The 25,894-nt window shown below is 69.8% G+C and carries 27 protein-coding genes; 10 read left to right on the top strand and 17 right to left on the bottom strand.

Going from position 1 to position 25,894, the window contains the following annotated elements:
• The first annotated feature begins 120 nt into the window (after positions 1–120).
• From AC2YHT_RS23565 to AC2YHT_RS23610, 10 genes are all read left to right on the top strand, one after another.
• Positions 121–792, top strand: coding sequence for a hypothetical protein (locus AC2YHT_RS23565; RefSeq protein ID WP_146217979.1), 672 nt, complete (start codon positions 121–123; stop codon positions 790–792).
• 115 nt (positions 793–907) lie between these two features.
• Positions 908–1,495, top strand: a complete 588-nt coding sequence (locus AC2YHT_RS23570; RefSeq protein WP_487292271.1) for a hypothetical protein — start codon at positions 908–910, stop codon at positions 1,493–1,495.
• 25 nt (positions 1,496–1,520) lie between these two features.
• Entirely contained in the window at positions 1,521–2,084 is a 564-nt protein-coding gene (locus tag AC2YHT_RS23575; RefSeq protein ID WP_487292272.1) for a hypothetical protein, read from the top strand.
• Positions 2,085–2,101: 17 nt separating this feature from the next.
• Positions 2,102–2,701 (top strand): hypothetical protein, encoded by a 600-nt coding sequence (locus AC2YHT_RS23580; RefSeq protein ID WP_487292273.1) that lies wholly within the window; start codon positions 2,102–2,104, stop codon positions 2,699–2,701.
• A gap of 3 nt (positions 2,702–2,704) precedes the next feature.
• Positions 2,705–3,286, top strand: coding sequence for a hypothetical protein (locus tag AC2YHT_RS23585; RefSeq protein WP_487292274.1), 582 nt, complete (start codon positions 2,705–2,707; stop codon positions 3,284–3,286).
• A 14-nt stretch (positions 3,287–3,300) separates the two neighbouring features.
• Entirely contained in the window at positions 3,301–3,915 is a 615-nt protein-coding gene (locus AC2YHT_RS23590) for a hypothetical protein (protein ID WP_110119379.1), read from the top strand.
• Complete coding sequence (locus tag AC2YHT_RS23595) at positions 3,912–4,502, top strand: hypothetical protein (RefSeq protein ID WP_487292275.1); 591 nt, start codon at positions 3,912–3,914, stop codon at positions 4,500–4,502. Before AC2YHT_RS23590 ends, AC2YHT_RS23595 begins: the two co-directional genes overlap by 4 nt.
• 32 nt (positions 4,503–4,534) lie before the next feature.
• The gene (locus AC2YHT_RS23600; RefSeq protein WP_110119377.1) at positions 4,535–5,338 is read left to right on the top strand and encodes a fimbrial biogenesis chaperone; all 804 of its coding nucleotides are present in this window, start codon (positions 4,535–4,537) and stop codon (positions 5,336–5,338) included.
• A 4-nt stretch (positions 5,339–5,342) separates the two neighbouring features.
• On the top strand, positions 5,343–7,862 hold the full coding sequence (locus AC2YHT_RS23605; RefSeq protein WP_487292276.1) for a fimbria/pilus outer membrane usher protein: 2,520 nt from the start codon (positions 5,343–5,345) through the stop codon (positions 7,860–7,862).
• A 1-nt stretch (position 7,863) separates the two neighbouring features.
• Positions 7,864–8,859: a hypothetical protein gene (locus AC2YHT_RS23610; protein ID WP_487292277.1), complete on the top strand. Its 996-nt coding sequence runs from the start codon at positions 7,864–7,866 to the stop codon at positions 8,857–8,859.
• An 87-nt stretch (positions 8,860–8,946) separates the two neighbouring features.
• Here the strand turns inward: AC2YHT_RS23610 and AC2YHT_RS23615 are convergent, their stop codons facing one another.
• From AC2YHT_RS23615 to AC2YHT_RS23695, 17 genes are all read right to left on the bottom strand, one after another.
• Complete coding sequence (locus AC2YHT_RS23615) at positions 8,947–9,351, bottom strand: hypothetical protein (protein WP_487292278.1); 405 nt, start codon at positions 9,349–9,351, stop codon at positions 8,947–8,949.
• A gap of 486 nt (positions 9,352–9,837) precedes the next feature.
• Positions 9,838–10,464, bottom strand: a complete 627-nt coding sequence (locus AC2YHT_RS23620) for a helix-turn-helix transcriptional regulator (protein WP_487292279.1) — start codon at positions 10,462–10,464, stop codon at positions 9,838–9,840.
• Positions 10,465–10,757: 293 nt separating this feature from the next.
• Positions 10,758–11,264 carry an A24 family peptidase gene (locus AC2YHT_RS23625; protein ID WP_487292280.1) on the bottom strand — a complete coding sequence of 169 codons (507 nt, stop codon included), beginning with the start codon at positions 11,262–11,264 and terminating at the stop codon, positions 10,758–10,760.
• 21 nt (positions 11,265–11,285) lie between these two features.
• Positions 11,286–11,804: a tetratricopeptide repeat protein gene (locus tag AC2YHT_RS23630; RefSeq protein ID WP_487292281.1), complete on the bottom strand. Its 519-nt coding sequence runs from the start codon at positions 11,802–11,804 to the stop codon at positions 11,286–11,288.
• Between the two features lie 13 nt (positions 11,805–11,817).
• A complete protein-coding gene (locus AC2YHT_RS23635; RefSeq protein ID WP_487292282.1) occupies positions 11,818–12,774 on the bottom strand; it encodes a type II secretion system F family protein in 957 nt (318 codons plus the stop codon).
• A 9-nt stretch (positions 12,775–12,783) separates the two neighbouring features.
• Positions 12,784–13,779, bottom strand: a complete 996-nt coding sequence (locus AC2YHT_RS23640) for a type II secretion system F family protein (RefSeq protein ID WP_487292283.1) — start codon at positions 13,777–13,779, stop codon at positions 12,784–12,786.
• A 4-nt stretch (positions 13,780–13,783) separates the two neighbouring features.
• Entirely contained in the window at positions 13,784–15,130 is a 1,347-nt protein-coding gene (locus AC2YHT_RS23645) for a TadA family conjugal transfer-associated ATPase (protein WP_487292284.1), read from the bottom strand.
• Between the two features lie 2 nt (positions 15,131–15,132).
• Entirely contained in the window at positions 15,133–16,347 is a 1,215-nt protein-coding gene (locus AC2YHT_RS23650; protein ID WP_487292285.1) for a CpaE/TadZ family protein, read from the bottom strand.
• Positions 16,344–16,943, bottom strand: coding sequence for a TadE/TadG family type IV pilus assembly protein (locus tag AC2YHT_RS23655; RefSeq protein ID WP_487292286.1), 600 nt, complete (start codon positions 16,941–16,943; stop codon positions 16,344–16,346). The genes AC2YHT_RS23650 and AC2YHT_RS23655 overlap by 4 nt, the downstream gene beginning before the upstream one ends.
• Positions 16,940–17,446, bottom strand: a complete 507-nt coding sequence (locus tag AC2YHT_RS23660; RefSeq protein ID WP_487292287.1) for a TadE/TadG family type IV pilus assembly protein — start codon at positions 17,444–17,446, stop codon at positions 16,940–16,942. The genes AC2YHT_RS23655 and AC2YHT_RS23660 overlap by 4 nt, the downstream gene beginning before the upstream one ends.
• Positions 17,439–18,869, bottom strand: coding sequence for a pilus assembly protein TadG-related protein (locus AC2YHT_RS23665; RefSeq protein WP_487292288.1), 1,431 nt, complete (start codon positions 18,867–18,869; stop codon positions 17,439–17,441). The genes AC2YHT_RS23660 and AC2YHT_RS23665 overlap by 8 nt, the downstream gene beginning before the upstream one ends.
• A 56-nt stretch (positions 18,870–18,925) precedes the next feature.
• A complete protein-coding gene (locus AC2YHT_RS23670; RefSeq protein ID WP_110119366.1) occupies positions 18,926–19,243 on the bottom strand; it encodes a hypothetical protein in 318 nt (105 codons plus the stop codon).
• Positions 19,215–20,603: a type II and III secretion system protein family protein gene (locus AC2YHT_RS23675; RefSeq protein ID WP_487292289.1), complete on the bottom strand. Its 1,389-nt coding sequence runs from the start codon at positions 20,601–20,603 to the stop codon at positions 19,215–19,217. The genes AC2YHT_RS23670 and AC2YHT_RS23675 overlap by 29 nt, the downstream gene beginning before the upstream one ends.
• Positions 20,604–20,674: 71 nt before the next feature.
• Positions 20,675–21,571 (bottom strand): Flp pilus assembly protein CpaB, encoded by an 897-nt coding sequence (cpaB, locus tag AC2YHT_RS23680; protein ID WP_487292290.1) that lies wholly within the window; start codon positions 21,569–21,571, stop codon positions 20,675–20,677.
• A gap of 96 nt (positions 21,572–21,667) precedes the next feature.
• Positions 21,668–21,856, bottom strand: coding sequence for a Flp family type IVb pilin (locus AC2YHT_RS23685; protein ID WP_199228579.1), 189 nt, complete (start codon positions 21,854–21,856; stop codon positions 21,668–21,670).
• Positions 21,857–22,140: 284 nt separating this feature from the next.
• Positions 22,141–25,326, bottom strand: a complete 3,186-nt coding sequence (locus AC2YHT_RS23690) for an efflux RND transporter permease subunit (RefSeq protein WP_487292291.1) — start codon at positions 25,324–25,326, stop codon at positions 22,141–22,143.
• A gap of 3 nt (positions 25,327–25,329) precedes the next feature.
• The coding region (locus AC2YHT_RS23695; RefSeq protein ID WP_487292292.1) for an efflux RND transporter periplasmic adaptor subunit at positions 25,330–25,894 on the bottom strand (565 nt) is incomplete at its 5' end.

A 25,894-nucleotide genomic window follows, 5' to 3' on the forward strand; every position in this document is an offset into this window, starting at 1 on the left:
ATTCACATCAATTCCCCCTGTGGGTGAAACTGTATTCTGTACCCAAGGTGGGGGATTTCAGGCCCTCCGTTCTCTGCAATCGTTCATTAAGAACTTGTTAAGAGAAACGGGGATCGGAACATGGCCGACAAGCTATCGACGCTTCCTCGCGCTCTGCGCAGCCAGCGCAAGCCGTCCTTGAAGGACTGGATACTTGGCGGGAGCTTGCTCGCGGGCGCTCTATTCGTTGCGAGCGTTGGTGAAAGCCGCGCCCAGGTCACCGCCTACGCCGGCGGTTCGCCCCCCAACATCGTGCTGTCCATTCCTGTGACGGCTTCGGTGGGCGGCCGCTGCGGCTTCTCGCCTGGCGCCGCGCCGAGCGGCACGAAGGACGTCGGCGAGGTCAACAACGCCTTCACCGCCGACTTCCCGTTCACTCTGCAGTGCACGGTGCCGTTCCGGGCGGCGGTGATCTCGAGCAACGGCGGCCTGCTGGCCTCCAGCGTCACCCCGGCGACCGGCTACACCAACCTGGCGCCTTATCTGGTCGACCTGAACCTGGTGGGCGACGTCGGCGTCGGCACGGTCAACGCCACCTGCGACACCGGCGACCTGAAGACGACCTCGGGCGCGACGTGCGGCTTCAAGGGGCCGGCCTCGGCCAGCCAGGGCCTGCGCCTGAACGGTTCGTCCTACGACACCAGCGGCTCCTACGTGCGGGTTCATCGCGGCGCCTATGCCGGCGCCCAGATCCTGGCGGCCGCCAACACCTATTCGGACTCGCTCACGGTGACGCTCAGCGTCTCGCCGTGACCGCGCTTACGGGTCCGCTCCCCCGGCGGATCCGGCGTCCTTTCAGGGGGAGGGGGCCTCGGCCCGAACAACAGAGAGAAGCCGGTCCGCCGGCGCGACATTTGGGAGTGAAGACATGAACAAGACGATCCTCATCGGCGCCGCCGCCCTTCTGGGCCTGGCGATCGCCCCGGCCGCCATGGCCCAGACGGTGACCGGCACGGTCAACGTCACCGGCAGCGTCGCGGCCAAGTGCGTGGTCATCACCGGCGGCAGCGGCGGCACCTTCTCGGGCTCGATCCCGCTGGGCGAACTGGCCCAGGCCGACGGCACCCTGTCGACCAGCCTGTCGGGCTCGACCAACGCCAGCCCCGGCGGCTCCACTCAGTTCCGGGTCAACTGCAACAGCGCCGCCCCCAAGGTGACCCTGAGTTCGACCCGCCTGGCCCTGACCCCCAGCGCCTCGGCCCCGACCGGCTACACCGGCGTGATCGACTACACCGCCGCGCTCGACGCCGCCCTGGCCAACAGCACGACCCAGACGGTCAGCTACGTGACCGCCGCCGCCCTGCCGGCCGCCACGGTCCAGAACCTGTCGACCAGCCTGGCCAACAGCGCCGGCAACCTGACGGTCAAGGCCTACGCGCTGAACACCGCCTCGGGCGCGCTGCTGATGGCCGGCAACTACGCCAGCACGATCTCGATCACCATCGAGCCTTCGTGATCGCGCGGGAAAGGGGAGAAACGCCATGCGTAGCGCCCTTCTCCTGACCGCCGCCGCGGCGAGCTTCACGCTCGTCGCGGCCGGGGGGCAGGCCCAGGCCCAGAGCGTCACCGGCACGGTGCAGGTGAATGGAACGGTGGCCAACCGCTGCCTGTTCGTCACCGACAACGTCGTGCTCGACCTGGGCGAGTTGTCGCTGCAGACCGGCGACGTTGCGGCCATCGGCCGCCTCGACCAGGCCAAGCTGACGAGCCGGACGGCGACGTTGAATGGCTGGTGCAACGGCGTGTCGGCGACCATGGCGGTCGAGGCCCAGCCGATCCTCAACACCAGCTTCACCGCCACGGCGCCGACCGGGTTCGAACGCCGGATCGACTACACCGCCACCGCCTCGGCCGCTCCGGCCAGCGGTTCGGTGTCGGCGTCCGACACCACCGTCACGTCCGGCGGCGGCTCGGCCAGCACCACCGGCATCTTCGCCAGCGACATCGTCGTCAGCTTCGCCGACGCGGCCACGCCCGCCGGCGGCCGGCTGATCTCCGGGTCCTATTCGGGCTCGGTGGCCGTGACGCTGGCTCCGGCCACCTGAAGGGGAGGAAGGTCGTCATGATCCAGCACCGGACCTGTTTCGCCAAGGGCGTTACGAGCTTTGCGGCGGCTCTCGCGGCCCTCGGCTCGCTGTCCGTCGCGACCGGCGCCCACGCCCAGGATCCCGTCCAGGGAACCGTCGGCCTGGACGCCCAGGTGGCCCAGGTCTGCGTGCTGGGGACGCCCAATCCCGGGACCCTGGCCCTGGGCCAGATCTCCGAAGCCTCGGGAGCGCGGGTGGGCCGGCTGACGACCATCGCCAGCCAGTCCATCCAGCTGCCCGGCACCTTCTGCAACTACGCCGGCGCGGCCCTGGCCATCTCGGCCTCGCCGCTGGCGGTGACCGCCACCACCCAGACCGGCTTCGTCGGCTCCGTGGACTACACCTGCACGATCAGCGCCTGGGGCGCGACGGCGGCGACGGTCCGCACCAGCGCCGGCAGCAGTTCGGGCACGGGCTCCAGCGCGACCAATCCCGCGCCGCAGGAAACCGACCTGACCCTGGTGGTCTCGGACTTCGCCGTGAGCAGCGACGATCTGCTGCAGCCGGGCGCGTACCTCGCGCTCGTGACCATCACCCTCGGGCCCGATGCGGGCCTGGCCGCTTCGGGGAGCTGAACCATGCGGCGCACCTTTCTCATCCTCGCCCTGGCGCCTCTGGCTATCGCCCCCTTTGCAGTGACGGGCGCCGCCTCGGCCCAGACCTACGGACCGTCCGACAGCGCCGGGCCGATCCAGATCACCGCCACCGTGCCTGACAACATCTGCACGATCGGCGACCTCTCCGACGGCGACAACCTGTTCGACGTCGGGGTGATGATCGACACCACCACGGGCCTGCTGCTGTCGACGCTGTCGGCGCCGCCCAAGGTGCTGACCGGAACCCAGTGCGGCGCGCCGAGCCAGCTGACCATCTCCGCCACCCAGATGACGGCCCAGGCCTTCACGACGACGCCGCCGAACGGCTTCTCGCGCGGGGTCGACTACACGGCCACCGCCTCGGGCTGGACCACGGTGGACGCCAGCTACGCCACGGGCGACGCCGCTAACGCGGCCGCCACCCAGACCCGCGACACCGGCGGATCGGGCCAGATCACCATCAGCCTGTCGGACTTCGCCACCGCCGGCGGTCCCAGCCTGAGGCCGGTCGCCGACGACACCTATCAGGGGGCGATCGTCGTCACCCTGGCGGCGATCAGTTGAGCGGGGAGGGCGCCATGACCAGCACCAATCGCATGAAGGCCGCCGTTCTCGCCGGGGCCTCGGCCGTCACCCTGCTGCTGCTGGGCCAGATCGCCCGCGCTCAGACCGACGACAACACCCGCGACTTCGTGGTCCAGGGCCAGGTGCCCAAGGTCTGCACGATCGCCTCGCCGACGCTCGGCGCGAGCCAGCTGGTCAACTTCCTCACCCTGACCGGCGGCACGCTGCAGGTCGACCAACTGACCGATCCGGTCACCCTGTCGACCCGCGCCGCCTCGGCTCAGGTGACCTTCGCGGCGGTGTGCAACTACGCCCACCAGATCGTGCTGGAAAGCCAGAACAACGGCCTGTGGCGCTCGGAGCTGGGCCTGACCCCGGCCCCGACCGGCTTCAGCGACGCGGTGCCCTACACCGCGACCCTGGCCTGGGGCCCGATCAACAACCGCTTCGAGGCCGACGCCAGCGCCCGCCAGATCCGCGACAGCGCCCAGGCGGTCGACCAGCCGGTCGTCGGCGACGTGACCCTGCGCCTGGATATCCAGCCGGGCGCCACGAACCTGCAGACCAATGCTCCGCTGGTGTCCGGCGTCTACCGCGACACCCTGCGACTGACGGTGGAACCCCAATGAAGACCGTCCTCATCCTCGCCACCGCCGCGACGCTGGGCGTCGTCGCCCCCTTGGCTCCAATCGCTTCGGCCCAGACCGTGAACACCACGGGCGACCAGGCCGCCAGCCAGCTGGAGCTGATCGCCCAGGCGCCCAGCGCCTGCGTGCTGTCGCCGCCCTCGGCGGCCAGCGGCGCCAACACCAGCTTCACCGCCCAGGGCGGCCAGGCCGGCGTCGTGCGCTTCACCGAGTTCGTCGATCCCCAGACGGCCCAGCCGCGCGACGCCTCGATCAGCCTGGCCTTCCCGGTGGTCTGCAACTCGGCCCACCGCCTGGTGGTGCGCACCGACGGCACGGGCCTGTCGCGCACCGCCGGCGCCGCGCCGGCCGCGGGCTTCCGCGACAGCCTCGACTTCCAGGTCACGGCCTACTGGGCCGGCGCCAGCGCGTCGGGCTCGAGCACGACCCTGACCCCGATCGACCTGGCCACCGCCAACGGCGCGGCCGGACAGATGAACCTCGTCGTCGCCGTGGCTGGCGGCGGAGCGCCGATGGTGGCCGGCGACTATGCCGGGACCCTCGTCGTCGAACTGGAAGCCCAGAACTGAACTCTCGAACACCCATGAGGAGCGGACACCGAATGACTCGTTCGAAAAACTACCGGGGACGTTGGCTGGGGGCGGTCGCCGCCCTCTGTCTCTCGGCCCTCGCGGCGCAGGGGACGCCAGGCCTGGGCGGAAGCGCCCTGGCCATGACCGTCCAGCCCGTCGTCATCGACCTCAAGCCGACCGGTCGGGGCATGTCCCAGATCGTCACGGTGCAGAACACCTTCGCCAACCCGCTGCCGGTCGAGCTGCACGCCGAGGAGCTGTCCTTCGACGACAAGGGCGCCCATCCCAGCGACGCGCCGACCAACGACCTGCTGATCTTCCCGCCGCAGGCGGTGATCCAGCCGGGCGAGACGCAGTCGTTCCGGATCCAGTGGGTGGGCGATCCGGCCCTGGCGCAGAGCAAGCACTACTACGTCACCGTGGCGCAGATGCCGGTGAAGCTGCCGGAGGGCCAGTCGGCCATCCAGATCCTCTACAACTTCCAGGTCCTGGCCAGCGTCGGCCCCGCCGGCGGCAAGCCGTCCCTGGCCCTGTCCAAGAGCGAGATCGGAACCGACGCCGAAGGCAAGCCGGTGCCGATCGTCTACGTGGCCAACACGTCCAACACGCACGGATACCTGTCCCGCGGAAAGCTGCGGATCATCGAGAAGGACGCCGCGGGCAAGGCGGTCTTCACGCGGACCATTCCCGGTCCGGAGATCCAACAGACGATCGGCTTCGGCCTGATCGCCCCCGGCCAGACGCGGCGGATCGCCGTTCCCATCGAACTGCCCTTAACGGCGGCAGCAGGAGGCTCCCTTGAGGCTCAATTCTCGTCCGACGAAGGGCGCTAGGTCCTTGACCTACCGCCGCTGGCTGCTGGCGGGATGCCTGGCTGGCGCGACGCCCCTCGTCGCGCCCCTGGCAGCCCTGGCCGAGCCGATCCCCTACGCCATGCTGGCCGCGGCTCAGGAGCCGACCAGCGCGCCTTCCCCCGGTGCGGCCACCGCCGCCGACGCTCGCCGCCAGCTCAATCCGACCGGCCGCGACGTCAACCTGACGGTGCCGCTGAAGACCGGCGACTACTATCTGGGCGACATGCCGCTGGCGATCTCGGCCGACGGCCAGCTGTCGATGCCGTCCGACCGGCTGCTGAGCCTGCTGGCTCCGCTGCTGGACACCCCGGCGATCGCGGCTCTGCGCTCGTCGCTGGCCGGCCGCAGCACGGTCTCGCCCGAGGCTGTGACCGCCGCCAACATGAGCATGACCTACGACCCCCGGGCGCTCGAGCTGCGGATCGTGATCCCCGCCGAGCTGAAGGTGGTGCGCAGCCTGCAGGTCGCGCCGATGGACCGCACGGGCGTGGGGACCTACCTCCCGCCGGCCGGCTTCAGCGGCTACATGAACATCCGCGGCTCCGTCGACTATGTCGAGCAAGGCTTCGACGAGGGCTTCGGCGACCCGACCTTCCTGCTCGACAGCGCGCTGCGCATGAACGGGCTGGTGTTCGAGAACGAGGCCGTCTGGCAGCCGGGAGCCGACAACGACTTCCAGCGTCTGGGCACGCGCTTCGTCTATGACGACGTCAAGAACGTGCTGCGCTGGACCGCCGGCGACCTGCAGCCCGTCGGCCGCGGCTTCCAGTCCGCGCCAGACATGGCGGGGATCTCGATCTTCCGCTCCTACAGCGTGCTGCAGCCGCAGACGATCGCCCGCCCGCGCGGCCGCGAAAGCTTCACCCTGGCCCGGCCCTCCGACGTCAGCGTGATCCTCAACAACCAGCTGACCCGGCGCCTGCGCCTGGATCCCGGACGCTACAATGTGCGCGACTTCCCGTTCGCGCAGGGGTCCAACGACGTCCGTCTGGTCATCGAGGACGACACCGGCCGGCGCGAGACCTTGCAGTTCAACGTCTTCTTCGACCGCGCCCAGCTCGATCCGGGCCTGTCGGAATTCGGTCTGTTCGCCGGGGTCAAGGCGCCGCTGCTGCTCGACGGCCCCGACTACACCGAGGAATGGACGGTCAGCGCCTTCTATCGCCGCGGCATCACCGACCGGGTCACCCTGGGCGTCAACGGCCAGGCCGACGACACCACCGTCATGATGGGCGCCGAAGGTCTGTTCGGCACCAAGATCGGCACGCTGGGCGTCGACTTCGCCCTGTCGCACATCGACGTCTACGGCTCGGGCTATGCGGCGATCGTCAGCTTCCAGCGGCTGTTCCAGTTCTCCGGCGGCCGCGCCGACGCCCTGAACCTGTCGTTCGAGACCCGCAGCCGCGACTTCGGTCCGGTCGGGACCTTCATTCCGGACAACCGCTACGCCTACGAGGTCGGGGTCGGCTATTCGCACGCCTTCAGCGACGCGATCTACGCCAGCTTCGACGGGCGCTATTCGGCCGGACGCGACGCGTTCCCGGACGCCAGCGCCTATCGCCTGGGCATGGGCTACCGCCTGACCTCGAGCCTCGCGGTCACGGCCAACCTCATGTACGACGACGTGCCCGGACGCCGTGAAACCTCGGCTCTGATCTCGTTGTCCTGGCAGTTCTCGAGCAACTCCAGCCTGCGGGCCGAGTACGACGGCCGCGAAGACCGCGCGCGGATCGCCTACCAGACGATCCACGGCCAGGGCGTGGGCTCCTACAACGCCTTCGCCGAGGTCTCGCGCTCGCCCGACGACTCCGCCTTCAACGGCAGCGTCAACTACATCGCCAACCGGGCGGAGCTGGGCCTGTCCCACTTCCAGGCCTTCGAGGGGCCCGACAACGGCCGCACCTCGATGCGGGTCGGCACCTCGATCGGCTTCGCCGATGGCGCGGTGTCTGTCGGACGGCCGATCTACGACAGCTTCGCCATCATCCAGGGCCACAAGAGCCTGAAGGGCGCGGACATCGTCGTGAACCCCACGCCTTTCGGCTACAGTTCCAATTCCGGCCAGATGGGCACGGCGCTGGAGACGGGCCTGGCCGCCTACGCCGAGCGCACGATCACCGTCGATGCGCCCAACGCCCCGGCCGGCTACGATCTCGGCTCCGGCTCGTTCCGGGTCTTCCCGCCGTATCGCTCGGGCTACCGCCTGGTGGTGGGGTCGGACTACTCGGTCACCGCCATCGGCCGCCTGGTCGACGCCGACGGCCAGCCGCTGGCCCTGGTGTCCGGCCGCGCCGTCGAAATGGCCAAGAGCGGCGAGGGCGCCGAGCCGATCACCATCTTCACCAACCGCGTGGGCCGCTTCGGCGCCTCGGGCCTGAGGCCCGGCCGCTGGCGGCTCGAAATGGGGACCTCGCCCCCAACCGTCTACTACCTCGACGTGCCGGAAAGCGCCGAGGGCTTTGTCAAGGCCGGGGACCTCAAGCCCGCCGCGTCCGGAGGCTGACATGAAACGCCGATCGCATATCCTGCTTCTCGGCCTGGCCGCCGGCCTCGGCGGATCGCTGCTGGCCTCGGGCTCGGCCCTGGCCCAGTGCGTGACCTTCGATCCCGTCGTCCTGTCGGGCACCTTCGACCCGTTCAATCCGAGCGGCACGACGGTCCAGACCCTGTCCATCACCGCCCGGCGCCCGCCGGCGGTGGGCGGCAAGAAGACGCAGGAGGTGAACTTCATCTACCTGCGCCGGCCGGACACGCCGTCGAGCCTGACGATCATCCAGACCTCGACCGGCGGCCAGATCCTGGAAAACCCGCCCGGGCACGTGCTCGACCCCAACAACGTCAATCCCAACGAGGTCGAGCTGAACTTCGGCGGGGTGGGGCAGCCGGACGTGCAGACCTTCATGGTCACCATCACCGTGCCCAGCGGCGCCGACCTGCCGGCCGGAACCACCGATCTCTATCTGGACCAGAAATACTACTGCAAGCGCACCGGCGGCGCGGCCGACGAGCAGGGGGTGATCGCCAACTCGCTCGACATCCGCATCAACGTGCTCAGCGCTTTGCAGGCCAGCTTCGTCGGTCCGGCGCTGGATTTCGGCGAAATCGGAACGCTGGCCACGGCCGACCTGCCGACCACGCCCAATTCGGTGAAGCAGCGCACGGGCAATGTCCGCGTCGCCAGCTCGGGTCCGTATTCGGTGGCGCTGACCTCGGCCAACCAGTTCCGGATGACCTATCCGGGCGGCAACCTGGCCACGACCAACCAGCGCATCCCGTACCAGCTGGCCTTCCTGGGCCAGACCAAGACCACGGCCTCGCCGACCTTCAGCACCGTGACCTGTGCGCGGGCCGGCCTTTCGGGACAGTACCTGGCGGTGACGCCGACCCTGCTGGAAGGCGGGGCGGGCAAGGTTCCCGCGCCCAACTACCAGGACATCCTGACGGTGACCGTGACTCCTCTGGCGGTACCGACCGGCACGACTCCCGTCTCCTGCATGTGACCTCGGCCCAGCCTGAAAAAGCCCCGCCGGCGCGAGCCGACGGGGCTTTCTTTTATCCGCGCGCCCGAGAGGGGCGGGCGCGAAGGATCAGAGGGCGGTGATGTTCACCGACAGGTCGCCGACCTGGCCGGCGTCCGCGCCCGGATCCAGGCGCAGGGCGTGGCTCTGCGAGGCGGCGGTGCTCGAGCGGCTGATCAGGGTGACGCCGGTCGACGACAGCTGGATCTTCTCGCCGTCGACATAGACCGCGGCGTCGCTCAGGCCCTGGGCGTGAGTCAGGCGCACTTCGTAGCCGGCGGCGCTGTTGCAGAACTCGGTCATGCGGCCGAGGTCGGTCGCTTCGGTGCTCGAGGCCGTCGAGGCGTCGAGGCTGACGCGGCAGATGACCGGCACGTGCCCTTCGAGGCGAAGCTCGTAGCTGGCCGGCGCGGCGGAAGCGGTGGTGGCGGCCAGGACGGTGAAGGCGGCGGCCATGATCATCGGAAAGCGCATTTAAAACCCCAGGAGTGAGGATGATGGGAGGATCATCCCGGGTGAGGGTTAAGCACCGCACCCTAAAACATGGTAAACAAAACCATTAGTAAGAATGACAGACTGTCGCAATAGAATATTCGTTAGACGTAGCATCTAATGATGCATGCGTAATGCATTCTTACTACGTCTGATCTGGACAATAAAAAACCCCGTGAGGGGCGTTGTGAATGCTGGGTTGTGTTGTCTGGCGTGCGCGAGTGGCGGCGATCGACCGACGCCGGATCAGGACGAGGGGGTGCTGATGTCCTGATCCGGCGCTCGACGGGCGGGGCGGCTCCGCCGAGGAGCGTCGAGGCGTTGCGGACAGCCCCGACGAACCGGTCATCGTCGCGGCGGTGACAAAACGGGGGGATTTGCCCTCGCGACCTGTAAATATTAACATATACAGGTCGCTCCACAATAACGCAGCCTTACTAATGGCAAGAATAGAGCCGAGAATTTATCTCATTCGATGATATCGGCGGAAGAAATAACCGAGACCAGTTCGGCCTGGCGGTGCACGCCAACCTTGACCATGGCCGAGGCCATCTGGACGCGCAGGGTGTTGATGCTGACCTTGCGCTCGGCGGCGATCTCGGCCGGCTCGAGGCCTTGGGCCACGCGGGCGACGATCTCCGCTTCCGCCGGCGAGAAGTTGAACATCATCCGCGCGCGCTCGGCGATGCGGGGAGAGGCTCGGCCGACCTCACGGACCGTGACCAGGGCGCAGCGGAAGCCGCTGTCGTCGGTGCTGAACGGTTCGACCAGCACGACCAGGGGTTTCTGGCTGCGCGAGCGGTGGATCAGCATGGCGCCGGATCGGCCCTGGCGCACGGCCGCGGCGATGCGGTTGTGCAGGGCCTCGGCCTCGAAGCCGTTCTCGGCCGTCAGCAGTCCGCCCTTTTCCGACAGCCCGTCGCCGTGGGCGACGTAGCTCCAGGCCAGGTCATTGGCCGCGTAGACGCAGCCTTCGCTGTCGGAGACGATGACTCCGAAATTCAGCAGGTTGAGGATGGCGTTGGCGACGTGCGGTTCGAACACGCCGCGTTCGACTTCCGAATCCACCACCTCGATCATCTTGATCAGTCCCATGTGCGACGCCCCGTCTGGTCGCCTTCCAGTCCCCGACAACAAGATCTTGCTTTAAGTCTGCGTTGCATCCACGGATTGTAGCTGCTGCAATTCAAAAACAGATTTGTTTAATTTCGACACTGAAGGCTTGTGTAATTGATTTGATATTATTTCGTGGGGCGTCGCATACCCTGCATTGGGTAGTCAAAAAGACTATGTGGAGAAGACAACGCTATCAAGATGAGGCGCGTCGTCGCGGTTTCTCCTGGCGCGCGATATCTCTGTAAATGCAGTGAAATGCAGTTTCACTACTTTCAGAGTTGAAGGTCGACCAGGCGGTGGCTGACGGCCAGCAGGCCCGAGTCCACCCCGACCTGCAGGGCGCCGACCGCGATGGCCACGCCATAGGGCACGCCGGCCCGGGTCCTGATCCAGCCGGGCATGGCCACGGCGTAGGGGCGGGCGACCAGGGCGACCAGGGCCAGGGCCCCGCCGGCGATCGCCGTCGCGATGGTCAGCAGCAGCAGGTTCTCCATGCCGGCGAACAGGGCCGCGACCGCCATCAGCTTGACGTCGCCGGCCCCGACCAGACGGCGCGCGAACATCGGCACGCCGGCCAGCATGACGAGGCCGAAGGCCATCAGGCTGGAGAGCCAGCTCGGCGCCGGCCAGAACAGGAACTGCGCCGTCAGGAACAGGGCCAGCAGGGCGGCGGGGATCCAGTTGGGGATCTTGCGGCTCCACATGTCCCACAGCGCCGCGACGACGAAGAAGCCGGCATAGGCGATCGAACCAGCCAGACGGACGAAGTCGATTTCCATCCCAGGTCTCCTGGATCAGTCTCAGGACCCGCCGCCGGGAAGCGGCGCGACGTCGTCGGGCGGCCCGCCGGCCAAGGGGGTGGCTTGGGGCGCGGGCGCCGGCGACGCGGCGGCCTGCAGCACGCCCGGCGCGACCTCGCGGCCTTGCAGCCGGGCGGAATAGGCGATGTTGCTGAGCACGATGCGCGAGCTCGGATCGACCGCCAGCGCCCGCTCGTAGTAGCGCGCGCTGAGGTCGAAGCGGCCCAGCTTGTCGTAGACCACGCCCTGGGCGTTCAGCACCCGAACGTCGGCCGGCGCGCGGGTCGCCGCCAGTTGCAGCAGCTCCAGCGCCAGGGCGTAGTCGCGGGCGTTGATGGCCTCGGCGGCCCGGCCGTACAGGCGATCGACCGCCGCGGCGGGGTCGGGCGCGGGCAGGGCGGCCAGGGCGCGGATCTCCAGCGGGGGCTGGCGGTGCGGCGTGACCAGGGCCGCCAGGCGCGACAGCGTCGCGCAGCCGGAAAGCGGGATCAGCAGCAGGGCGATCAGCAAGCGTCGCATCTTGGCTTCTCCTCTAGTGCCTCTTGAGGGCGGGCATCAGGTTGTGGACGACGTCGAGCCCGGCCGGCAGCAGCAGGGCGGTGATGATCACCGGCAGGATGCAGGCCACCAGCGGCAGGGTCAGCAGCACGGGGATGCGCATCGCCTTCTCCTCGCCGCGCAGGAACCGCCGCTCGCGCAGCTCGCCCGAATAGGAGCGCAGGGTCTGGGTGATGCTGGCCCCCAGGCTGTCGGTCTGGATCATCAGCGCCGCGAAGGCGCGCAGGGCGTCGACATTGACCCGGTCGGCCATCCGCCGCAGGGCGTCGGCGCGGCTGCGGCCGGCCCGAAGCTCCTGCGACACGCGGCCGAACTCGCCCGAGATCTCCGGGTGTGAGGGCGCGATCTCGTGGCTGACGCGGATGAAGGCCGCGTCCACGCCCAGGCCCGCCTCGACGCAGACCACCATCAGGTCCAGGGCGTCGGGGAACTGGTGCTCCAGCCGCTCGCGGCGACCCACCGCGCGCAGGTCGATGAAGATGGCCGGAACCACGAGGCCCAGGCCGCACAGCAGCAGCGCCCCGGCGATCACCGGCAGGCCGACGACCGGATTGGGCGACAGCTTCTGGGCGATCAGCAGGGCGGCGGGCAGGCCCACGGCGCCGATCACCCGGGCCAGGAAGTAGAGCGGCACGGCCGCGGGCTGGTCGAAGCCGGCCTCGGCCAGGGTCTTGGCCAGGCGCGAGCGCTTCTTCTCGTCGCCGCTCGTGGTCCTGGACTGCAGCCAGCCCAGCCACGAGGCCTTGGGCTTGGTGTCCTTGAGCAGGCCCCCGGCCGGACCGGCGGCGAGGGACGCCCCGCTGACGGCCCGCTCGCGCATGCGCCGTCGCAGGGCCGAGCCGGCCTCGACCTGGCGGAAGGCCAGCAGGGCCATGGCCGCGACGGCCAGGAAGACCCCAAATTGCAGAGCGATGGAGAAGAGAGCGTCCATGTCGCGGCCTCAGTATTTGAAGTTGACGATCCGGCGGATCATCAGCTGGCCGATGAAATAGAGGCCGATCACGCCGGCCACGACGGGCCAGAAGGCGGGATCGGAGAACTTGCTGGTGTAGAACTCAGGCCGGAAGACGCTGACCACGCCGACGCAGAACACCGGCAGCAGGCTGAGGATCAGGGCCGACATCCGGCCTTCGCTGGCCAGGGCCCGGATCCGCTTGGCCAGCGAGGCGCGGCCCCGGATCACGGTGGCCAGGCCCGCCAGGATCTCGGCCAGATTGCCGCCGGTCTCGCTCTGGATGGCGATGCTGACCGAGAAGAAGGCCACGTCCGGCGAGCCGGTGCGCCGGGCCAGGTTGGCCAGGGCGTCACGGAACTCCACGCCGTAGGTCGTCTCGTCCAGCACCAGGCCGAACTCGCTGCCGATCGGGTCGGGCATCTCCTGGGTCACCAGGCCGACGGCCGAGATCACCGGGTGGCCGGCGCGCAGGGCCCGGATCATGACGTCCAGCGACAGCGGCAGCTGTTCCTCCAGCTTGGCCAGGCGTGTGGCGTGTCGATTGATGATCCACATGGCCGCGACCGCCATGCTGATGGCCGCCGCGCCGATCGCCGTCACCAGCACCTGCGAGACGGGCGTCTCCACCGGCTGGCTGCGCAGGAACACCAGCGCCAGCAGCCACAGGCCGCCGGCGACGGCCGCCGTGGCGCCCATCACCTGCAGCGGCCCGGCGGTGATCCCCGACTGGCGCAGATAGAGCACGGCCTTGCCGTAGAGGGCGCCGAACGACGAGCGGTCGATCCAGCTGCCGCGCGGGTCGCGCACCAGGGCCTCATAGACCTTGTCCTGGCTCATGCCGCCGGCCATCAGCGTCAGGCGGCGATTGACCCTCTGGGTGTGCTCGCGGGCCGATAGCAGCAGGTCGAAGATGGTCTGGCCGGCCAGCACGGCGGCCACGAAGGCCAGCACCAGCGCCATCGGAAAAAGTAGGCTGTCCATGGCTTCACCCCGAGATCCGGCCAGGCGAGAACAGGTTCGACGGCAGGTCCACGCCGCGGGCGTGCAGAACCTCCATGAACCGCGGCCGCACGCCGGTGGCCTCGTAGGCGCCCGCGACCTTGCCGTCGATCGTCCGTCCGGCGCGGCGGAAGCGGAAGATCTCCTGCATGCAGATGACGTCCTCCTCCATGCCGGTGATCTCCGAGACCGACACGATGCGGCGGGCGCCGTCCTCCATCCGCTCGGCCTGCACCACCACGTGGATGGCCGAGGCGATCTGGCCGCGCACCGAGCGGGCGGGGATGTCGAGCCCGGCCATGCCGACCATCTGCTCGACCCGTGAAAGGGCGTCGCGCGGGGTGTTGGCGTGCACCGTGGTCATCGAGCCGTCGTGGCCGGTGTTCATCGCCTGCAGCATGTCGAAGGCCTCGCCCGAGCGGACTTCGCCGACGATGATGCGGTCGGGCCGCATGCGCAGGGCGTTGCGCACCAGCTCGCGCTGCTGGATCTCGCCCTGGCCTTCGATGTTGGCGGGGCGGGTCTCCAGCCGGCCGACATGCGACTGCTGGAGCTGAAGCTCGGCGGAGTCCTCGATGGTGATGATCCGCTCGTGGTCGTCGATATAGGCCGACATGGCGTTGAGCAGGGTGGTCTTGCCCGAGCCGGTGCCGCCCGAGATCAGCACGTTGCGCCGGGCCTGGACCACGGCCTCCAGCACCAGGGCCATCTCACGGGTGATGCTGCCCAGCTCGACCAGACGGTCCATGGCCAGGGGCACGCGCGAGAACTTGCGGATCGAGACCAGGGGGCCGTCCACGGCCAGCGGCGGGATGATGGCGTTGACGCGCGAACCGTCGGCCAGACGGGCGTCGACCATAGGCTGGCTCTCGTCGATCCGCCGGCCCACGGCCGCGACGATCTTGTTGATGATCCGCACCAGGTGGCGGGTGTCCTGGAAGCGCACATTGGTGCGCTGCAGGCGGCCGGCCCGCTCCACATAGACCATCTCGTGGGTGTTGATCAGGATATCGGTGACGGTGTCGTCCTTCAGGAGGGGCTCGAGCGGGCCCAGGCCCAGCAGCTCGTCCAGGATCTCGTCGACCAACTGGTCGGTCTGGGCCGGCGTCAGCAGGCGCTTCTCGTCGGCCAGCAGGCCGCTGACCGCGCCGCGGATCTCCTGGCGCAGGGTCTCGCGCGGGGTGCGGTCCAGCAGGCTGAGGTTCAAGAGGTCGATCAGCCGCTGGTGCAGTCGCACCTTCAGGCCAAGAGCGTCGTCGATCGGCGGGGCCTGGGCGAATTCGGCCGCGGCGGCCTGGCTTTCGATCCGGTGGGTTTCTTCACTCCACAGCATGGCTATCTCCCAGCCTGGGCGAGCGCGACGGGCTGGGTGGTCACCAGCGTGTCGGCCAGACGGGTGATCGCCGCCTCCAGCTTGGTCCCCCGGCGCACGGCGCTCAGCGCCACGCCCTGGTTGATCGCCTGGTGCATCAGCTTGCGGTCCTCGGGAACCACGAGGTCGAAGGGGCGGCCGATGGCCTGCTCGGCGGCCTTCAGCGACAGGCCGCTGGCGTTGTCGGGCTCGACCTGGTTGCAGACCAGCGTCAGCGGCACGTCGTCCAGGCGCTGGGCGGCCAGCATGTGCAGCTGTCGGCGCACCAGGTGCACGTGCGGCACCGACAGGTGAGTGACCAGGACGATGCGCTGCGACTGGCGCAGGAGGCGGTTGGTCCAGGCCGTCCAGACCGTGGGCAGATCGACCAGGGTGGTTTCGAAGTCGCGACGCAGGGCGGCGATCAGGCCGTCGACGACGGTCGGGCTCAGCGCCTCGACCGGCATCATCTCCTGTGGCGCGCCCAGCACGGCCACGCCGCTGCGGTGGCAGGGCAGGGACGTCGCGAACGGCATTTCCTCCACCGCGCCGCCGGCCGCCAGCACCTGGCCCACCGTCACCGCGTCGCCGACATCCAGATAGAGGGCGGCCACGCCCATCTGCACGTCCAGATCGGCCAGGCAGACGCCGGAGCCGCCGGAACGCCCGGCCAGCATGACCGCCGTCTGGGCCGCCAGCGAGGTCGCGCCGACCCCGCCGCCCGCCTTCAGTACGCTGATGATCTCGCCGCTGCGCTTGTGGGCCCGGCCGGTGTCGAGCCGGCAGAAGATCCGCTCCAGGGCGATGGCCAGGGTCGTGTCGCTGACCGGGGCCGGCAGCACGTCGGCCGCGCCCTGGTGCAGCAGCCGGCGGGTGGCGTCGATCTCGGCGCCGCGCATGGCGACCAGCACCTCGATGCGGGCGGCGCTGCTGGCGATGCGCTGGGTCATCCGCTCGACCTCGGCCGGATCGGCGCCGTTCAGCCCCACGATCAGCAGGTCGAAGGTGTGGGCGGCGCGTTCGGGCCAGGCGCAATCGAGCAACCGGAAGGTCACGGCCGGGAACATCGCCGACAGCATGGCCACCGGCGGATCCGCGCCGAGGCCCACGCCGCACAGCCCTACGCGCCAGGCTGTGGGGCGGCTGGGCGGGGGCGGTGGGGCGACGGATTTCGGGCGACCGAAATGGAGCAGGCTCATGACAGGCTCTCTCCGCTGAGTGTCGACGTCATGGTGGGAAGGGTGAAAGGCGCGACGCCGAAGATCTGCAGGGCGGCGCTCTGGAAGGTCAGGCCGGTCACGCTGACGCTGACCAGCGGCTCCATGTCCGGGGCGTAGGGGTTGCCCACCCGGCCGATCCCGACATGGCGGTAGGTGACGGTGACCTTGGCGGCCGTGATCTCGGGATCGTAGTGCTGCATCTTCGTCACGACGGCGTTGAAGGTGCTGTTGTCGAAGGTGTTGCCCGACAGGGTGGTCCCGGCCGTCTGGGTGCAGCTGGACGAGGAGCCGGCGCAGCTGAAGGTCACGTTCGGCGCGGTTCCGCCGCCGGCGATGTTCTGGGTCAGCCCGTCGTAGTTGGCCATCGCCGAGGCGATCATCGGGCTGACCACGGCCAGGCGCACGCCTTCGCGGGTGGCGGTCTTGGCGGTGTTGATGGTCCAGCCCAGCCGGCCCATGTCGATCACGGCCAGCAGCATCGAGACGAAGGCGAAGCAGACCAGGCCGAACTCGGCCGCCGTGGCGGCGCCGTCGTCGCGGGCCAGCCGCTGGATGAGGGGTTGGAGGCGGGTCATTCTGTCCACGCCTCCTGGGCGCTGACCGTGAACGAGGTGAGGGTGACGCCCGTCAGCGGGCCGAAGGACTCGATGTAGGGCGGGGTGGCGGAGACCTGCACGCGCGGCACGCCGGTCATGTCCTCGTAGCGCCCCAGATAGGCGCCGCTGTTGGCGACGCAGGAGAAGCTGACCGTGACCGTGGCGTTGCTGGTCCAGGTGGCGATCAGGGGCGTGCCCGAGGCGTCGACCGTGCCGGTGCGGGTGAGGTTCTGGGTGTTGGTCAGGTTCTGGGCGGCGCTCGTTCCGGTGAAGCCCGCGCAGTCCATCGGCAGGCGGGCGGCGTAGCGGGCCGCGTCGCGCACCGCCGAGACGGCGATGTGGTAGTTCCAGAACAGCCGTCCCGCGCCGACGAAGGCGAAGCACAGCAGCACCATGAACGGCAGCACCAGGGCGAACTCGACCGCCGCCGAGCCGCTGCGCCCGGCCAGTAGCCGGCGGAAGAGGGCGGGGCGGCTAGTCATAGAGCCTCACCGAATAGAGCTTGGTCTCCGCGCCGACGGCCGAGACGTCCGTCGTCGCGCCGATGACCTCGCCGTAGATCGAGTTGCTGACGGCCGGGCCGATCAGGAACAGGTCGACATAGGCGATGACGTGCACCGTCGAGCTGCCGTGGACGTTGTCGGCGTTGCAGTTGACGATGACGGCCGAGATCGTGCGGCGGTCGGGGGTGATCTGGGCGCCGGTCTTGTTGCACTGGGGCGCGGCGTAGTCGTGCGAGCCGCTGGTCGCGGTCTGGCTGTCGGAGAAGGCGCCGGCGGGCTTGGAGATCGTCCCGTTCAGCATCGCCAGCTCCCACTTGTAGACCTGGTAGCGCGTGGGGCTGGTGGCGCCGGCGACCGGCGCGGGGCCAAAGGCGTTCCAGCCCGTGCCGGTCGCGCCCGCGGGAACCTGCGGCGTGTAGGTGGTCGGGTTGATGCCCGAGTGGTTGGTGGCGAAGTACTGGGCGACGTTCCAGATACCGCTGCCCACCACGCTCGACTGGTTGCAGTCGCGGGGCAGGCCCATGCCGGTGCTGACCGCCGCGCTGCTGGAGCAGCTGTTGCTGGGCACGGAGACGCTGGGCGTGCAGGCGCTGTTGCCGGCCGCGGTCTTGGACCCGACCATGGTGTTCATCGCCGGCAGGTACAGCGGGTCGCTCTTCAGCCCGCCGGCCGAGGACTTGTAGATGTCGAAGCGGACGTTGAAGTAGTCGTCGGCCGAGGCGATGTTGCCGGTCTGAGTCTGCACCGTGGTGCCGAAGCACTCGGTCAGGGGCGGGCTGCGGCCCATGGCGTTCTTGACGTCGGCTGCGCCCGAGCCGACCGACAGGAAGCCGAAGTTCCCCGGTCCCCAGGCCCCGTTGCCGCCGGGCGGCGGGGTCAGGACGAAGTTCTTGCCGATGTAGTTGTCGCCGTCGAACGTCAGGCTGGCGGCCTCGTTCGGATTGCAGATCATCAGCGGCGGCGACTTGCAGATCGCCGTGCCGTAGCCGGCCACCGCCCGCGCCGTGGCGTTGAAGCCGGACGCGCCGGTCAGCGCCCCGAACACCAGGCCCCGGGACCTGGGGGCCAGGTTGATGCGGATGAACTTGGCGGTGGCGTCGGTGCTCGCCGTGACGTCTGGATCGCGGCTGGACAGGAAGGTGATGTCGCTGGCGGCGACGGCGACGTTGCTCTCGTAGGTGTCGCCCAGGGCCTGACGGTTGCTGACCAGGCTGCCCATGGCCGCCGTCTGGGCCCGACCCATGGCGCCGCTGGCGCCGTCCAGCTGGCTGGCGCCGGCCAGGGCGGCGGCGTCGACGGCGTTCTCCAGTTCCGCCCGCAGCGCCAGGGCGCGGCTGACGTCGAAGGCCAGGCCCCCGATCGCCACCAGCCCGATCAGCGCCACGCCGGTGAGGGTGGCCACCGTGCCCGAACGGTCCTGGACAAAACGCCGGAGAAGGGAAGAAGCGCGCGACATGGTCAGTTGGCCGGACTCTTGGCCGCTCCCTTGTTGTCGATGCTGGAGGTGCTGGCCTGGACTGGCTGGATCACCTGGTTCTTGCCGTAGCGGGTGGCCGCCAGGGCCGCGCGGACCCCGTCGCCGCCCGGCTGCAGCACGCCCTCGTAGCGGGCCTCCGGATCGGCGATCTGGGCGGCGAGGTTGGACCGCAGCGCCACGCCGAAGTCGGGCGACAGGTCCTTGCGGGCGTCGGCGCAGCCGGCGAGGGCGGCCCCGGAAGCGGCGAGCGACGCCGCGGCGAGCAGGATCCTATTGAAGGACATGGCCTTGAGGCGCATCGGCCCCTCCCTTGGACGTGGACGGCTGGCTCGACTGGGTCTTGCCCAGCAGGAACAGCTCGGTGTCGGACGGCGGAACGAAGCGGTCGGCGGGCGTCGCCTGCCGGGCTCGCGTCGGCCGCACGAGATGCGGAGTGACCAGGATCACCAGCTCGGTCTGATTGCGCTGGTAGCTGGTCGAGCGGAACAGCGAGCCCAGGATCGGCAGGTCGCCCAGCATCGGGAACTGGCGGATCTGGTCCTGGTAGTCGTCGCGGATCAGGCCCGCGATCGTGAAGGACTCGCCGTCGCGCAGCTCGACCGTGGTCTTGGCCCGCCGCACCTTGATGCCGGGGATCCGCAGACCGTTGCTGACGAACGAGGCGTTCGGGTCGATGCTCGAGACCTCGGGATTGACCACCAGGTTCACCAGCCCGTCCTGCAGGACGGTGGGGGTGAAGGCCAGGCCGATGCCGAACTGCTTGAACTCGACCGTGATCGTCGTCTGGCCGCCGCTCTGGTTCTGGGCCACGGGGACGGGGAACTCGCCGCCGGCCAGGAAGTTGGCGGTGTCGCCCGACATGGCCGTCAGGTTCGGCTCGGCCAGGGTCTTGACCAGGCCCTTGGTCTCCAGGGCGTCGAACAGCACGTCCAGATCGACGTCGCCGGCCCGCAGCGGGAACTTCAGCAGGCCGAAGGTGTCGGTCAGGGTGCTGGCCACCCCGGTGTCACCGGTGCCGATGACGAAGTTGTGGTAGTTCGCCGAGGCCGGGTTGGCGGTGTTCATGTTCAGCCGCAGGGCCTTGGCCGTGGCGCGTTCCATCTCGACGATGCGCACGGAAAGCGTGACCTGCTGGCTGCCCTGCACCGACAGCATGTTGACCACCTGGCCGGGGGCGTAGCTCTCGGCCAGGGCCGCGGCCCGGCCGGCGATCGCGCCGCTGCTGGCCGTGCCCGACAGCACGATCGACTGGTTGCCCGAGGCGACCTTCAGGCCGTCCTCGTCGGGCAGGGCCTCGCGCATCCGCTGGCGAAGGGTCTCGACGTCGGCGCCGACCACCACATTGGCGGCGGCCACCAGCCGGCGGCCCGGGCCGTAGGCCGTGAGGGTCGTGCCCCCCAGCTTCTTGCCGACCACATAGACCGACCGTGAGGTCAGCGGCAGAACGTCGGCGGTGTCGGGGTTGCCGATCATGATGTCCGTGTACGGAGCGGGCAGCTCCAGCACCTGGGCCTTGCCGACCGCGACATTGACCTCGACCTTGCGGATGGCGGCGTCGGAGAGGGCGGCGGGCTGGGCCTTTACGGTGGTCGGCAGGGCGACCGCCATCAGCGGCAGCAACCAGGCCGCCGCGGCCAGCAGCGTGTGTTTCAGGGTCATGTGAGCGGATCCTGCGCCGCGCGCCGTCCTGGCGCCGCGGCTGGAGGGGTGAGGAGCGGGCGCGGCCATGGTCACAGCCCCACCCGATAGCCGGTGGTCTCGACGCCGCGCGTCACGCGGACCTCGGTCGACATCGGCGGCATGGTCGTCGTCGCGGGACGGCGGACGGGCGGACGGCGCGGCGCCGAGGCCCGCACCGGCGCGGCCGCGGCCGGGCTGGAGACGGGCGTTGGGCCCATGCCACGCGACAGGTCGGCCAGGGTCATGGTCCGGCGACCCAGCGGCGACTGGTCGGAGATCTGGCGCAGGGCCAGCGACAGCGCGCCCACGGCCTGGGCCAGGGTAATGGCCTGGGCCTGGTCGGGCGTCACCTCGACGGTGATCGCCTTGACCACCACGGGCTTGTCGGCGCTCTGGTCGTCGGACTGGTCGACGCCCACGACCCGCACGTTCTCGGCCAGCACCTGGGTCAGGCTGGTCTCGGGCTGGTTGTTGTCTTTGCTGCGGGTCAGCATGACGTCCACCCGGTCGCCGGGCAGCACGAAGCCGCCGACGCCGGCCACGTCGTTGGCGCGCAGCGACACCGCCCGCATGCCTTCGCCCAGCGAACTGGCGAGGTTGGAGCGTCCGCCCGAACCGGAGACCCGGTCGGCCAGGATCGGCTCGTTGGCGGCGATGTCCTTCAGCGCGATGCGGGCGCCGCCGGGGCCGGAAGCGGCCTCGGGAATGGTGCGAAACGCGCCTTGGGGCACGGCGTCGGCCGGATAGTGCGCGACCTTCAGCACCGCGCCTTGCAGCTTGAAGCCCCTGGCGAGGGGTTGCGAGGCGACGACGACAGGCGTCGAGCCGGTTTCCTTCAGGGCCGGGGCGTCATCGCGCCCGGCGCTCATGTAGACACGCGCGGCGAGCACGGCGCCCAGGCCCAGCACCGCGGCTGCGCCCAGGGATATGATGGTCTTGGTCTGCATGGTTCGACCCCCTCCCCACGTCGACGTCGGGCCTGTCCTAGCCCTTCGCCATGGGTCGGCGACACGGCTTGCCGCCCGCGTCGCCGACGACTTGGTTCAGCAGTTGGCGGCCGACGGATTGGCCACGCAGGTGGCGGCGTCGGTGATGGCGGTGCCGATGTTGGTGCCCAGCAGCACGGCCGCCACGGCGATGGCGCTGCCGATGATCGCCAGGATGAGGGCGTATTCCGCAGCCGCGGCGCCGTCTTCCTCCAAGATCAGATTGCGCAGAGTATTCATTCGCATTTCCTCCTCTTAATGTCCTGCCCGAGCTTCTTTTGTTACGGGCGAAGAAGAGGTTTCCCCCTTCGCATGCAATTAAGATCTTAATGGATTGGTAAGTAAATACACCGATCGGCCTAATTAAAAAGCGCTACGGTTTTCTGGGGCGCGTATGTGATGCGCACTATTTTGCAGTACTGGAGGGGTAATGGTCGCGTCTCGGGTGAATACATCTCTACGTGTGTAGCTGGTCGCGGCGTCGCAGGGTTGTCGGCGCGCCGACTTTCCCCGGACGCCGCGACCGGGCGTCAGACGTCGCGAGCCGCCGTCGGGCGCGCCAGCCGGGCCGCCAGGCTCGGCAGGGCCACCAGCGTCAGCAGGGTGGCCACGGCCAGGCCGCCGATCACCGCCGTGGCCAGGGGCTTCTGCACCTCCGCGCCCGCGCCGTGGGCCAGGGCCATCGGCAGGAAGCCCAGCATGGCCACCAGGGCGGTGGTCAGCACCGCCCGCAGCCGTGACATCGCCCCCTCGACGGCGGCGACAGCTGGGGCCAGGCCAGCTTCCAGCCGCTCGCCGATGGCCTGCAGCAGCACGAGGCCGTTCAGGGTCGAGATTCCCGATACGGCGATGAAGCCGACGGCGGCCGACACCGAGAACGGCATGCCCCGGGCCGCCAGGGCCAGGGTTCCACCCACCAGCGCCAGGGGCGCGCAGGCGAACACCAGCGCCGCCTGCCGGGCCGAGCCCAGCGCCAGATAGAGCAGCCCGCCGATCAGCAGGGCCACGGCCGGAACCAGCAGGCCAAGCCGCGCCTCGGCCCGTTGCAGGTTCTCGAACTGCCCGCCCCAGCTCGCCCAGGACCCGGGCGGCAACTCGACCTCGCGACCGATCGCCGCACGCGCCTCGTCGACGAAACCGCCCAGGTCGCGGCCGCGCACATTGGCCTGCACCACGATGCGGCGCTTGCCGTTCTCGCGGCTGATCTGGTTGGGGCCTTCGCCCTCCTTGAAGCGGATCACCGAGCCCAGCGGCGCGAAGCCCGCCCCGTCGTTGATCGCCAGCGGGGTCTGGGCGACCACGGCCAGGTCGTTGCGGGCGGCGTCGGGCAGCCGCACCACCACGTCGAAGCGCCGGTCACCCTCGAACACCCGGCCGGCCTCGCGTCCGGCCAGGGCGATCTGCACGGCGTCGGCGGCGTCGGCCGCGTGCAGGCCGTATAGAGCGGCCGCCGCGCGATCGACCTCGGCGGTGATCATCGGCAGGCCCGAGACCTGCTCGACCCGCACGTCGGCCGCGCCCCGGATCTTGCCCAGGGCGGCGGCCACCTCGCCGGCCGTCCGTTCCATGGCGGCCAGGTCGTCGCCATGGATCTTCACCGCCACGTCCGAGCGCACGCCCGAGATCAGTTCGTTGAACCGCATCTGGATCGGCTGGGTGATCTCGTAGGCCGAGCCGATCTGGCCGGCGGCCGCCTGCTCGATCTTCTCGACCACCTGGGCCTTCTTCAGGCCGCGGTCGGGCCAGTCGCGCGTCGGCTTCAGCACCACGAAGGTGTCGCTGATCGACGGCGGCATCGGGTCGGTGGAGATCTCGGCCGTGCCGGTCTTGGAGAACACGAAGGCCACCTCGGGAACCTTCAGCAGCGCCTTCTCCAGCCTTCCCTGCATCTCGATCGACTGCTCGAGCGAGGCGCTGGGCGTGCGCAGGGCCTGAACCAGCACGTCCTTCTCATCCAGGGTGGGCATGAACTCCCGCCCCAGCGACAGGAAGGTCAGCAGGCCGACCAGCACCGCGCCGGCCGCGCCCAGTCCGACCACCAGCGGCCGATCGACCGCCCAGCGGGTGGCGGGCTCGACCAGCCGTCGCGCCAGGCTCTCGACCTTGGTCTCCTGGTGCGCGGTCTTGGGCGCCTTCACCAGCAGCGCGGTCATCGCCGGCACGAAGGTGAAGGTCAGCACGAAGGCGCCGGCCAGGGCCAGCATCACCGTCGCCGCCATCGGCTGGAACATCTTGCCCTCGACGCCCTCCAGCGCCAGCAGCGGGGCGTAGACCAGCAGGATCACCGCCTGGCCGAAGGCGGCCGGCTTGGCCATCTTCGCGGCGGCGCCGGCGGCTTCCTCCAGCCGCTCGGCCAGGGTCAGGTCGCGGCTTTCCAGCGCGCGCCGCGCGCCCATGCGGGTCAGGGTGCTCTCGACCACCACCACGGCCCCGTCGACCAGCAGGCCGAAGTCCAGCGCCCCCAGGCTCATCAGGTTTCCGCTGACCCCGAAGCGGTTCATGCCGATCACCCCGACCAGGAAGGCCAGCGGGATGACCAGGGCGGTGATGATCGCCGCCCGCACATTGCCCAGCAGCAGGAACAGCACCACCACGACCAGCAGGGCGCCTTCGGCCAGGTTCCGACGCACGGTGGCGATGGTGCGGTCGACCAGATCGGTGCGGTCCAGCACCGTCTTGACCGCCACACCCGCCGGCAGGGACGGGGCGATGGCCTTCAGCCGCTCGCCGACCGCCTTGGCCACCGTGCGGCTGTTCTCGCCGGCCCGCATCAGGGCCGTGCCGATCACCACCTCCTCGCCGTTCTCCTGGGCCGCGCCCAGACGCGCGGCCTGGCCGATCTCGACCGCCGCGACGTCGGCGACGCGCACCACCAGGCCGCCCCGGCTGGTCACCGGCGCCGAGGCCAGGTCCGCCAGCGAGGTCACCCGCGCGTCGGCCCGCACCACGAAGGCCTCGCCGCCGCGCGAGACATAGCCCGCGCCCGCCACGGTGTTGGCGTGCTCGACAGCCTCGACCAGTTCGTTCAGGCCCACGCCATAGGCCGCCAGCCGCGCCGGATCGGGCCGCACGGCGTACTCCTTGACGTAGCCGCCGATGGCGTCGACCCCGGCCAGGCCCTTGGTCGTGCGCAGCTGCGGCGTCACGATCCAGTCCTGCACGGTGCGCAGATAGGTGGCCTTGTCCTTCTCGCCGACCAGCCGTTCGCCCTCGGGCGTCAGGTAGCTGCCGTCGGGCTGCGGACCAGGAACGCCGGCGCGCGGCGACTTCACCGGCCGGTATTCGACGGTCCACATCATCACCTCGCCCAGGCCGGTGGTCACCGGGGCGATGGCGGGCTTGGCGTCGGCCGGCAGGTCGGCGCGCACCGCCTCCAGCCGTTCGGCCACCTGCTGGCGGGCGAAATAGATGTCGACGCCTTCCTCGAAGACGGCGGTGATCTGGCTGAAGCCGTTGCGCGAGATCGAGCGGGTCTCGACCAGGCCGGGCACGCCGCCGAGGCCCGTCTCGACCGGCGTCGTCACCCGCTGCTCGATCTCCTCGGGCGAAAGGGCGGGGGCGACCGTCGTCACCTGCACCTGCTTGTTGGTGATGTCGGGCGTGGCGTCGATCGGCAGCTTGAACAGCTCAACGACCCCGAACGCGGCGACGGCGAGGGTCGCGGCCACCACGGCGAAGCGGTGGCGGACCGAAAAGGCTACAAGTTTGCTCAGCATGGCTCAGTGATCCCCATGCCCGGCTTCGCCCTTGGCCAGTTCGGCCTTCAGCACGAAAGCCCCGCGGCCGGCGACCCGCTCCCCGGCCTTCAGGCCCGACAGGATCTGGGTCAGGCCGGCGCCCGACTTGCCCACCGTCACCGGCCGGGCGCGGAAGCCCTTGGCCTCGGCGACGAACACCACCGGCGCGCCTTCCAGGGTCTGGACGGCTTCGGACGGCACGGCGAGGGCGCCGCCGCTTCCGGTGGCGAAGGCGGCGCTGACCGCCGCGCCCGCCGCCAGCCTGCCGGTGCGCGGCCGGGCGCGAACTACGGCGGCCCCGGTGGCGTCCTGGGCCATGGGGGCGACGCCGACGATCACGGCCTCGGTCTCGGTTCCGTCGGGGCCGAGGATCCTTAGCGACGTTCCGACCCTCAGCGCGGCTAGCGCCTCTGCGGGCGCGTTGAACACCGCCTCGACCTGGCCGGGATCGGCGACCTCGGCGACCGCTCCGCCCTGGGCGACGAAGCCGCCCGGCGCGACCGGCAGGGCCAGCACCACGCCGGCGATCGGGCTGCGGATCGTCACC

This window comes from Caulobacter sp. SRI_008 (assembly GCF_057586355.1).